Source organism: Saccharibacillus brassicae (assembly GCF_006542275.1).
GTDB lineage: Bacteria > Bacillota > Bacilli > Paenibacillales > Paenibacillaceae > Saccharibacillus > Saccharibacillus brassicae.
Genome location: NZ_CP041217.1, coordinates 2628888 through 2640346, shown reverse-complemented (window position 1 = coordinate 2640346; position 11459 = coordinate 2628888). Strand labels below are relative to the sequence as shown.

The window sequence follows — 11459 nt, the reverse complement described above, 5'->3', positions numbered from 1 at the left end:
GAAAGTCCTCTTTTACAACGTATTTTCGCGGCCCAAAACGCTTTTCGCTTTCTGCTTGAACCCGGCTCCAAAAGCTGCGAATAAATCAAACATTATAACGTTATATTGTTTTTTGAAATAAGCGATGGTATGTTGGAATGGAATTCCATGCTTGATCCCGAATATCCGATCTCTTATCCCAGCGGAAGAAAGCAGGTGCTTCATGCCCAACAATTTCGTACTGCGTCAAGTCCGCCTGACGGACGGCCGCGCGGTGGATCTGACGGTGGAAAACGGCGTGATCGCCGGAATATCCCCGGCCGGCTCGAACGCCCGGGCGGCGGCCGCGTCCGGACCTTCGATCGACTGCGAAGGCCGGTACGTCTCCAGCGGCTGGATCGACCTGCACGTGCATGCTTTTCCCGAATTCGAACCTTACGGCGACGCGATCGACGAGATCGGCATTCGCTGCGGCTCGACCACGATCGTCGATGCGGGCAGCTGCGGCGCCGACCGGATCGCCGAGCTTGCCGCCAGCCGAAGCGGCGCCCGGACCCGGCTGCTCGCTTTTCTCAACGTGTCGCGTCTCGGGCTGCAGCGGGTCGACGAACTGTCGCGCCTCGACTGGATCGACCGCGAAGCCGCCCTCTCGGCGGCGCGCGCGCAGGCCGGCTTCGTCGTCGGCTTCAAAGCGCGCATCAGCGGCAGCGTCGTCGGCGACAACGGCCTCGAACCGCTGCGCCGGGCGGTCGCGATCGCAGATACCGCCGGGCTGCCGCTGATGACGCATATCGGCTCGGCGCCTCCGGCGATCGAAGACGTCATCCCCCTGCTGCGGCGCGGCGATATCGTCACGCATTACCTGAACGGCAAAGCCAACAACCTGTTCGACGACAGCGGGCGGCCGCTGCCGGTGCTGCGTGACGCGATCGCGCGCGGCGTCAAGCTGGACGTCGGCCACGGCACCGCCAGCTTCTCGTTCAAGACGGCCGAACAGGCGCGGCGCGCCGGCGTTTTTTTCGATACGATCAGCACCGATATTTACCGCGGCAACCGGCTCCACGGTCCCGTCTACGGCATGGCCAGCGTGCTGACCAAGTTCCTGTCGCTCGGTTATCCGCTGGCGGACGTGATCGACGCGGTCACGAAACGCCCCGCGGACTGGCTGAACCGTCCGGAGCTCGGCCGTATCCGGGTCGGCGACGCCGCGAACCTGACCCTTTTTTCCGTTGAAGACAAGCCGTCCCTGCTGACGGATTCCGAAGGAAGCACGCGCACGTCGCGTCAGACGATTCAAGCCGAAGGAGTGATTGTGAATGGGCAGTACACTGCATGCCAAGTACGGTCTTAAACGGGTCATCAACGCAAGCGGAAGAATGAGCATTCTCGGCGTGTCCGCGCCGACGGATACGGTGATGGACGCGATGCGGGCCGGCGGCCAGAGCTACGTCGAGATCGCCGATCTGGTCGACAAGGCCGGAGCACGGATCGCGGATCTGCTCGGGTTCGAATCGGCGCTCGTCGTCAACTCCGCCTCAAGCGGTATCGCCCTGTCGGTCGCCGGTATCGTCACGGGCGGGAAGGTCGGGGCCAGCCTGCGGCTGCACCGGTCTCCTCTTTTGCAAAATGAGATCGTCATGCTCAAAGGCCACAACGTCCAATACGGCGCGCCGGTCGATACGATGGTCTATCTGGGCGGCGGAACGGTCGTCGAAGCCGGCTACGCCAACGAAGGCACGACGGCGCAGCTCGAAGACGCGGTGACGGAACGCACGGCGGCGATCCTCTACGTCAAATCGCATCACGCGGTCCAAAAAAACATGGCGTCCGTCGAAGAAACGTGGGCGCTGGCGCAAAAACTCGGCCTGCCGCTTATTATCGACGCGGCAGCCGAAGAAGATCTTCGGCGTTACGCGTCGTGCTCGGATCTCGTCATCTTCAGCGGTTCCAAAGCGATCGAAGGGCCAACGTCGGGCCTCGTGGCAGGCAAGCGGCGTTACGTCGACGCGGTCAAAGTGCAGCTGCAAGGCATCGGCCGCAGCATGAAAGTCGGCAAGGAAACGACGTTCGGCCTGCTTCAGGCGCTGGACGAATACCTGGACAAACCCGACCGCAGTCAGCAGGAAAAAGAAACGCTGCAAACGCTGCTGCCGCTCGGCGAGCTGGACGGCATCACTGTAAGCCTTGTGCAGGACGAAGCGGGCCGCGCCATCTACCGGGCCCGCGTGCAGATCGACCCGCAGCTTGCGGGTACGGACGCGGTGCAGACGGTCGAAGCGCTGAAAAGCGGCGAGATCGCGATCTACACGCGCGATTACGGAGCGCGGCAGGGTTATTTCGATCTGGACCCGCGGCCGCTGCTCGGCGACGATATCCACGTGATCGAGCGCAGGCTGCGCGAACTATTCAAAGGGGGCAACTGAGCGATGGGCGAACACGGAAAGTTGACGAAACAAGACGGAGCGATCGCGAAGCGCCTGTACCGGGAACGGGCGGCGCTGAACGTGCTGGCGGGCAGCGTGGACAACGCACGGGACGTATTCGAAGCGGCCGAAGGCCATGTGCTGGTCGGCGTGCTGTCCAAAGCGTACAAGACGGTGCCCGAAGCGGTCGACGCGATGCGGGAATACGGGCGGGCGATCGACGACGCGGTCTCGATCGGGCTCGGGGCCGGCGACAACCGCCAGGCGCAGGTCGTAGCCGAGATCGCGCGCGAATATGCCGGCAGCCATATCAACCAGGTGTTCCCGTCCGTCGGGACGACGCGCGGGAACCTGAACGGCACGCCGGGCTGGATCAACGCCCTCGTCTCTCCTTCGGGGCGGCCGGGTTACGTGAAACTCTCCACGGGTCCGTTCAGCGCCGCGGCTTCGGAGCAAGCGATCGTGCCGGTCAAAGCGGCGATCGCGCTCGTGCGGGACATGGGCGGCAGCGCGCTCAAGTATTTCCCGATGAAAGGGCTATCGCTCGAAGCCGAATACCGCGCGGTCGCGCAGGCCTGCGGCGAAGAAGGCTTCGCGCTGGAGCCGACCGGCGGCATCGACAAAGACAACTTCGAAGAAATTGTGCGTATCGCGCTCGAAGCGGGCGTGCCGCAGGTGATCCCGCACGTCTATTCCTCGATCGTCGACGAAGCGAGCGGCGATACGATCGTGGCGGACGTGGCCGGGCTGCTGGCCGTCATGCGCCGGCTGGTCGACGACCATGCCTAAGAGCGTCGCGGCTTTTGGCGAAGTGATGATGCGGCTGGAGACGCCGGGATTTCGCCTGCTGTCGCAGACCGATACGCTGCAGGTGTCGTATTCCGGCAGCGGCGTCAACGTGCTGTCGGCGCTCTCGCGCTTCGGCCACCTCGCGCTGCCGGTCACGACGCTGCCGGACAATCCGGTCGGCGACGCGGCGGAAGCCAATCTGCGCAAGCTCGGGCTGCTGCCGCATTACATTCGCCGCGACGGCATGTATCTGGGCATGTACATTCTGGAAGCCGGCTTCGGCGCGCGGCCCGGCCGGGTCACGTACACGAACCGGCAGCAGAGCAGCTTCAACCTGGCCGCCGAAGGCGCTTATCCGTTCGACGAAGCGGCCCGCGCGGCAGACGTCGTCCATTTCTGCGGCATCGCCCTCGCCATGAACGATACGGTCCGGCGCAATGCGCTGCGGTTCGCCGAAGCGGTCCGCGCGGCGGGCGGCACCGTCGCGTTCGACTGCAATTATCGGCCGGGCCTGTGGGGACCGGACGGTTATGCGCAGGCGCGCCCGTGGTATGAAAAAATGTTACAATTGGCACAGATCGTCTTCATGAACGAAAACGACGCGATCCATGTGCTCGGCCTGCCGCTTCCGGGCGGGGACCGGCTGGAGCAGCTGCAGGCGCTGATGCCTGTCGTCGCCGGGCGGTACGGCACGGCCGTGCTGGCCGGCACGCACCGCGGCATCGAAAGCGACGGCCGGCACTCGCTGCTCGGCTATCTGTATCGGGCAGGCGAATTTCATTTCTCCGACCGGCTGACGTTTCCCGTCTACGACCGGATCGGAGCCGGCGACGCGTATGCGAGCGGTATTTTACACGGGGAACTGTCGGATTTTCCGGCCGATCGGACGGTCCGCTTCGCCGCCGCGGCCTCGATGCTGGCGCACACGATCGCGGGCGACACGCCTTTCTCCTCGGAAGCGCAAATCTTCCGGGCCATGAACGAAGGAGCCGGCGACATAGAAAGGTAGGAACGAACCATGGCGACAAGCCGTACCAAACAACCGCTGTACCTGAAAATCCACGGCATTCTCAAAGACCGCATCCTGCACGGCCAGTATCCGCTCGACGCCTACCTCCCTCCCGAGCCCAAGCTTGAGGAGGAGTTCGGCGTCAGCAAGATTACGGTCCGGGGCGCGGTCAAACTGCTCGTGCAGGAAGGGTATGTGGAGACGAGCAGCGGCAAAGGCACCCGGGTCGTCCGCAATACGTCCACTTCCAAACGGTTCACCTGGAAAAGATTTACGGAGATTCTGGTCGAAGAAGGCCACCGGATCGATAAAAAAGTGCTGGGCGCCGCAATCGTCCCTACCGGAAGCGACGAGCGGCTGCGGGATCTGTTCGGCGCCTCCTGCCTGCGGATCGAACGGCTCTATTCGCTCGACGACGCGCCGTACATCCACTACACGCATTATTTGCCCGCGCACGCGGAAGACGATCCGGCGCAGCCGGCGCTCGAAGGACAATCGCTGTACGGTTGGCTCGAAGAGCAGGGCATTGCCATCGCGCGGATGCGCGACGAATTTTCGGTCGGTTCGCCGGGGGCTGCGGCAGCCGAATCGCTCGGGGTGGAAAAAGACGCGGTGCTGCTGAAACGGGTCCGGCTCGCCCACGACGAGACCGGCCGCGCGGCGGAATACAGCGAAGGCTTTTACCGGGACGGGATGCATCCTTATGTGGTTTATTATGAGGTTTAGGTGGGGGGCCGCGAGTCCTTTTCGACCTGCGCTTCGTTGCCCTTTCCCCTTTTGATTGGAATAAGAGCCGTCGGTAAAGGGGAAAGGGCAAAGGCGCTCCGGTTCGAAAAGGACTCGCTCTGTGGGGTAGGGGAGAGCGCAGGTCGCGCAAGCTTGAAAGCGGACTAATTAAGGGATTGAGAGATTAAGGGATTGAGATCAAGGGATTAAGGTCAAAAGATTAAGGTCAAGAGATTAAGGTCAAAAGAGGACCACGGCTTCCGCTGTAGGCGGAGAGCGTGGTCTTTGGTTTGCGGTTTGGGGAAAGAAGAAGAATGAAGGGCGTATAGAAAATACCAAGGGCAAAGGGTGAAGACTAGAAACGAAAGCTAAGGGCAAGGGTGAGGGTTAGGTTGCTTTTTCGGCAGTGTGGAGGCTTTGAAAAGAAGGTTTATAAAGTCGAAACGCTCAAATTAAGCCGCATGGCCGGGGGAGTACAAAAATCAAAGAGGACCACGACTTTCCGGTGTACGCGGAAAGCGTGGTCTTTTTGGGTGCGGGCAAGGCTGGCCAATCAACTTAAGGGGGATTGGGTCGAGACTGATGGAGCAAGAAAGAGATCAAGACAGACGGGTCAAGAGAGATCGGATCAGATCAGGTCGTCGTTCATCGCCTTCACGATCAACGCGGCGAACAGGCTGTTGGACCAGGCGAACCATTCGCGGGAAAAATCGCTCGGGTCGTCGGGGTGGAAGCCTTCGTGCATGTAGCCGGTGCCGGCGTCGGTGGCGAGCAGCATCTCGATCAAGTCTTTGATCTCCTGCTCGTCGTTCGACGTCAGGGCCTGCATGGACAGCGCCATATGCCAGACGTAGCCTCCCGGCGTGTGCGGGCTGCCGATGCCTTTGGCGAACTTGCCTTCGAAATAGAACGGGTTGTCGAAGCTGAGCGCGAAGCGGCGGGTGTTCTGATAGACCGGATCGTCGGTGCCGACGTAGCCGATGTACGGAATGGACAGCAGGCCCGGCGTGCCGGCGTCGTCCATCAGCGAGTAATTGCCGTAGCCGTCGGTCTCGAACGCGTAGATTTTGCCGTGCTTCGGATGGTCGACGATGCCGTAGCGCCGGATGCCGAAGTTGATCTCCTTGATCAGCTTCGCGGCGCGGCCGGCCAACTCGTCGTCCCGGTAGATCTCCGACGCGATACGCTCGATATGGCCGAGGATGACGACGGCGAACATATTCGCCGGGATGTTGTAGCCGAATTCGCACGCGTCGTCGCTGGAGCGGAAGCCGGACCAGCTCATGCCGGTATAGTTGGTCGGCATGCCGCGTCCGTCGTTGTACAGCGTCTCCGTATCCTGCTTCGTGTCGCGGCGGAAGTAGTACGGCGATTTGTCGTCGTGCCGCTGCTCGGTCGCGATGACCCGGACGACCGTGCTGAGCGCCCGGTAGCAGTCGGTGTCGAACATGGACGTCCGCCCCGTTTCCTGCCAATACTGCGCCAGCAGCTGTACCGGGAAGCACAGCGAATCCAGCTCGTATTTGCGTTCCCACATCCACGGACTGAGTTCGCAGTCGTCGGAATCGCGGTAATGCCGGCCGTTGGCCGTCTCGTTGAACGCGTTCGTATACGGATCGATATTGATGTAGAACAGCTGCCGGGCGATCAGCCCTTCGATGATCCGCTGCAGGTCGGCGTCGTTTTTGGCCAGCGGAATGTAATGCCGGACCTGCTCCACGGAATCTCTCAGCCACATCGCCGGGATGTCGCCGGTATAGATGAACGTCGTGCCGTCGTCCAACAATTTGGTAGTCGTCTCAAGCGTATTGGGAAAACAGTTCCGGAAAACCTGCTGCAGCTTGGGGTGATGCGCAAGCCGTTGATCGGTCTGTTCGAGATAACGCTCGACCGCGCCTGGCAATTTGGGAATCGTGCTCATGAAAAACGCCTCCTGCTCGCAATAAAGGATAGGTGTTCGTAGGGTCATGGACAAGGGATCGAAAAAAAGCGGCGGAAACGGTCCCGCAAGCAGCTGCCAATTCCGCGGATTGCGGGTGCGGCTGCGGGTTCCCCGGGTGCGGACGGGTACGCGAGCGGCTGGATTGCCGGCTCTGCGGGTGCAGGTGCGCCACTCCGGCGGCCGGTTCTACTCGCGCACGAACGGCTCCAGCGCGAACGTCACAATCTTCGCCGCGCCGACCGCCGCTTCGATCCGGCTGCCGTTCGCGGACGATTCGACTGCCGCGTCTTCCCCGCTCTGCGCGGCCGGTTCGTGCCGGCGTTCCAGAATATCGCTGCCGTATACGCCGCCGACAGCAAAGTTCGGTTGGAACGCAAGCGCCGTCTCCCGGCCGGACAGATTGTACCAGCGTACGATCACGTCTTCATGTTCTTCGGACAATTTGAGGGCGGACAGCGCCAGATGCTCGCCGCTCCAGCTCAGGAGCCGGTATTCGGCCGGCAGCGGACCGGATTGACGTGCCAGCGCCCGGTGGAACCACGGCGTCTGGTATTGGTAAGCCTGCGCGAACGCGCCGGATTCGATCACGTCCCCGGCATGCGGGCAGACGGCGTATTCCAGCGTATGCTCGCCGAGGCATTGGGCTTCCGGCGTCTCGAACACGCCCCAGTCGCCGAGTTCGGACACGCTGCGCAGCAGCGTCACGGCGATTGTGCCGGTACCGCCCTGCAGCACTTCGTACTCGTTCAGTCCTTTGTTGGCGACGGTCAAGCCGTGCGTGCCGTCGGACAGGCTCACGAACGCCTGCTGATGCTGGGCGTTGCTCGGATTGATCCATTCCGGGGCGGGCACGATGTCCCGCTCCGCCGCTTCGAAGATCGAATCGGCGAGGACGGTCTCCGTCCGCAGGCCGGTCGGCAGCAGAACCCGCAGCCGATGGTCGCGTGCCCGATTGTCGAGCGACACGGATACCCGCACGCCGCGGCCCGAGCGGTCCAGCGAGACCCGCGTCGTCAGCTTCAGCAGCGTCGTTTTCGCAGAACGTCCGGCTTGGCGCTTGAGGAACGGAACGAGCTTACGCTTCTCGTCTTCGAACCGGTCTTCCGCCCCGACCGGAATCTCCCATTCGTGCACGATCTCGTACGTCACGCGGTACGCTTCGTCTTCGACGAGCGCTATGCTCGCCTGCAGGCTTTCGGTCGTCAGCATGCGGTCGCCTTCCGGCTGCCGGAATACGTATTCGTTGCCGATATCGCCGCAGTTCTCGTACAGGCCGAGGTTGTCGTACCGGCGGCCCGTGACTTTATCGGTCAGGGTATACGAGCCGTTCTCCGCGAAGCGGACGGCGAGAAATTGATTTTCCATGCCCTGCGGCGTCGAGACGACTTCTTCCGCTTCGGATTCGTTCGGCTGCCCTGCGGCTTCACGATTTGTCGATACGGCCCCGGCCGCTTCGCCGTAAGCCGAGCCGCCGTCCGCCTCCGGTACCCAGGCGTACAGCTTGTAGCCCAGCGCCGGCACGTCGGCCGCTTCGAACGTCAACCGGAACGTCCGCGCCATATAAGGCACGCGGAACCCGTCGTCCGGCAGGTCGTAGCCGAACTGCGCGCCGAGATCTTCGATCCGCGCCGCCACGAAGCGCCCTTGCGGATCGACGACCCGCCCCGGGCCGAGCGGCAGGGCATCCAGCTGCTCCGCGATGCCGTGCGGAGACGGCCCTTCCCGGAAGTCGGTGCGGGCCGCCTGCACTTCGACGGTCACGACGCCGCTGCGCGTCCAGCCCGTCGTATTGAACAGGGCGACCGGCCGCGCGTTCTCCGGCCACGCTTCGACCGTATCCGTGCCGATGGCAGCGCCGATCGCGCCGAGACTCTCGTCGATCAGCGCTTCGGCCATATGCCGGCTCTTGTCGAAGCGGGTCACCATCTCGCGGTGCACTTCGTCGACGCTGCAGCCGCAGATGCTGTCGTGCGGATGGTTCTGCATCAGCGTCTTCCACGTGTAAGCCAGCGGCTCGTGCGGATAAGGCTGACCGGCGGCAAGCTTCGCCATGACGGCCAGCGGTTCAGCTCCTTTTTCCAATATCGTCTGTCCGGTCTGGTTCAACTGCTTCAGATAGACGCGGGCCGAAGCGGTGTTGACGAGCGTCCCCCACCCGTCGGTGCGCGTGCTGCGCAGTTCGCCGTGCACGGTCACCCACTCTTCGCGGTTATGCCGGGCCAGCGCTTCGAGATACCGGTCGAACGTCGAATGCACGAAGTCCACGTCCGGATAGAGCGCCGAAGCGGTCTCGATCGCGTCGCCGAGATCGGTCTGGATCGGCTGGTGGTCGCATCCGTTCATAAACAGAAGCTCCGGCGTCGAGGCGTATTTTTCCGCGTCCGTAAGCTTCCGCTGCCAATAGGCCCGCGCTTCGTCTTCGCCGACGGGCACTTCGTTGCCGTTGCTGTACCAGTTCGCGAACAGGACGCCGACGACGCTCGAACCGTCCGGCGACTCCCAGTTCATCTCCGAATAAGGCGACTCGTATTCCCCCGGCGCATCGCTCACCTGATTGTCGAAGCCGGTCGGCTTGACGCCGCGCCCGAACACGGCCGCTTCGATATCGGCCTGCTTGAGCAGCTGCGGCGCCTGGCCCATATTGCCGAACGAATCCGGAAAATAGCCGAGCTTCGACACCGGACCCCAGCGGGCCGCTTCGCGGTGACCGATCAGCAGATTGCGCACATTCGCTTCCGAACTGGTCAAAAACTCGTCCTGCAGCACGTACCACGGTCCGATGATGATCTTTTGATCGCGGATCAATTTGGCCAACCGGTCCCGCTGATCCGGGTAAATCTGCAAATAATCGTCGATGATAATCGTTTGTCCGTCGAGATGGAAATAGCGGTAGCGCTCGTCCTGCTCCAGCGTATCCAGCAGTTGGTTCATCAAGGTCGTCAAGCGCAGATGGTGCGATTCGTACGGCAAATACCATTCCCGGTCCCAGTGGGTGTGGGAGATGATATGGGCGGTTTTTCGAGTCATGGACAACGTCCTCCTTGGTCTCGCTTCTATTCGTTGCGCGGTGCGTTTTATGCGTTTCCCTGTACGCTAGACATGTTGTCATACTCGCGGTGGAAGCGCAATATGTGGAATTTTCGTGGCTCCTTCCGGCTCATATTCGACACATTTCGCCCTGGGGCCGAGCTGACATCGCGGTTCTTTTTGACGTGGAAAAGCGCTCCACTGCGCGGTTTGTCAGCTTTTCGGAAATGACAATGCGCAATACACATATTTACGGTACCGCCCGGGCTTCGTTAAGCTTGGTCTTGTAAGCGTTATCCATCAAGCATGAAGCAGACGTGCACGCCGATCTGCCGGACGCCGCAAACGGCGGTCCGAGACGCATCCGGCGTACACGCCATAGAAGGGGGAAATCCATGAAGGCATCCAAAACACCCGGCGCCGAGCTTCCGCTTCTGAAGAAGACTTCGAGACGCGCGCAAATTCTCGGCAACTGGGAGCTGTACCTGTTCATGCTGCCGGCGGTCCTGTACTTCCTTATTTTCCATTACGCTCCGATGTACGGTATCCAAATCGCCTTCAAAAACTTCGTTCCTTCCCTGGGCGTTACCGGAAGTCCGTGGGTCGGCTTCGACCACTTCGAGCGGTTCTTCAATTCCTACTATTTCTGGGATCTGATCTGGAACACGTTCAGCATCAGCTTCTATGAACTGGCTATCGGATTCCCGCTGCCGATCATTCTGGCGCTGGCGTTCAACGAAGTGAGCAACGGCAAGTTCAAAAAGACGGTCCAGACCGTCACCTACGCGCCGCACTTCATCTCCGTCGTCGTCATGGCGGGCATGATCATCACGTTCCTCTCGCCGAGCAACGGCATGATCGTGATGCTGATCGAAGCGCTCGGCTTCAATGCGCCGCAGTTCCTGACCGATCCTGCCTGGTTCAAGACGATGTACGTGCTGTCCGGCGTCTGGCAAAGTACCGGCTGGGGCACGATCATCTACCTGGCCGCGCTGTCCGGCGTCGATCCGCAGCAGCACGAAGCCGCGATCGTCGACGGGGCGAGCCGCTTCAAGCGGGTGCTGCATATCAATCTGCCGAGCATCCTGCCGACGATCACGATCATGCTCATCCTCAATATGGGCAACATCCTGACGGTCGGCTACGAAAAGATCCTGCTGCTGCAAAACTCGCTCAACCTAGAGTCGTCCGACGTCATCTCGACCTACGTCTACAGAGCCGGTCTCGTCGACGCGCAGTACAGTTTCTCGACCGCGGTCGGATTGTTCAACTCGGTTATCAACGTCATCTTGCTGGTGACGGTTAACTGGATCGCCCGCCGCACTAGCGAAAACAGTTTATGGTAGTTCGTTAAGCGAGTTGAGTTTCTTGTTTAGATCAAAACATTTAACGCGCTTAATGGACCAAGTTCGTTAAGCGAGTTGAGTTTCTTGTTTAGATCAAAACATTCAACGCGCTTAATGGACCAAGTTCGTTAAGCGAGTTGAGTTTCTTGTTTGAGATTCAAACATTTAACGCGCTTAACGAACCAAGTACGCTTAACGCACCCGAAAGGAGAGACCTC

8 protein-coding genes are annotated in these 11459 nt (G+C 61.2%); 6 read left to right on the top strand and 2 right to left on the bottom strand.

Annotated features, from left to right (window positions below):
• Positions 1-202 precede the first annotated feature (202 nt).
• From FFV09_RS11015 to FFV09_RS10995, 5 genes are read left to right on the top strand one after another with little or no spacing between them, the layout of a single operon-like run.
• On the top strand, positions 203-1330 hold the full coding sequence (locus tag FFV09_RS11015) for an amidohydrolase/deacetylase family metallohydrolase (RefSeq protein ID WP_141447877.1): 1128 nt from the start codon (positions 203-205) through the stop codon (positions 1328-1330).
• Positions 1296-2402: a DgaE family pyridoxal phosphate-dependent ammonia lyase gene (locus FFV09_RS11010; RefSeq protein WP_141447876.1), complete on the top strand. Its 1107-nt coding sequence runs from the start codon at positions 1296-1298 to the stop codon at positions 2400-2402. The genes FFV09_RS11015 and FFV09_RS11010 overlap by 35 nt, the downstream gene beginning before the upstream one ends.
• A 3-nt stretch (positions 2403-2405) precedes the next feature.
• Complete coding sequence (gene dagF, locus FFV09_RS11005; RefSeq protein WP_141447875.1) at positions 2406-3191, top strand: 2-dehydro-3-deoxy-phosphogluconate aldolase; 786 nt, start codon at positions 2406-2408, stop codon at positions 3189-3191.
• Positions 3184-4200 carry a sugar kinase gene (locus tag FFV09_RS11000; RefSeq protein WP_141447874.1) on the top strand — a complete coding sequence of 339 codons (1017 nt, stop codon included), beginning with the start codon at positions 3184-3186 and terminating at the stop codon, positions 4198-4200. The genes dagF and FFV09_RS11000 overlap by 8 nt, the downstream gene beginning before the upstream one ends.
• A gap of 9 nt (positions 4201-4209) precedes the next feature.
• A complete protein-coding gene (locus FFV09_RS10995; protein ID WP_141447873.1) occupies positions 4210-4926 on the top strand; it encodes a GntR family transcriptional regulator in 717 nt (238 codons plus the stop codon).
• Positions 4927-5554: 628 nt separating this feature from the next.
• Here the strand turns inward: FFV09_RS10995 and FFV09_RS10990 are convergent.
• Together FFV09_RS10990 and FFV09_RS10985 are read right to left on the bottom strand one after the other, a co-directional pair.
• Complete coding sequence (locus FFV09_RS10990) at positions 5555-6847, bottom strand: glycoside hydrolase family 125 protein (RefSeq protein WP_141447872.1); 1293 nt, start codon at positions 6845-6847, stop codon at positions 5555-5557.
• A 207-nt stretch (positions 6848-7054) separates the two neighbouring features.
• A complete protein-coding gene (locus FFV09_RS10985) occupies positions 7055-9895 on the bottom strand; it encodes an alpha-mannosidase (protein WP_141447871.1) in 2841 nt (946 codons plus the stop codon).
• Positions 9896-10290: 395 nt separating this feature from the next.
• Here FFV09_RS10985 and FFV09_RS10980 point away from each other — a divergent pair, with 395 nt between their 5' ends.
• Positions 10291-11241, top strand: a complete 951-nt coding sequence (locus FFV09_RS10980; protein ID WP_141447870.1) for an ABC transporter permease — start codon at positions 10291-10293, stop codon at positions 11239-11241.
• Positions 11242-11459 lie beyond the last annotated feature (218 nt).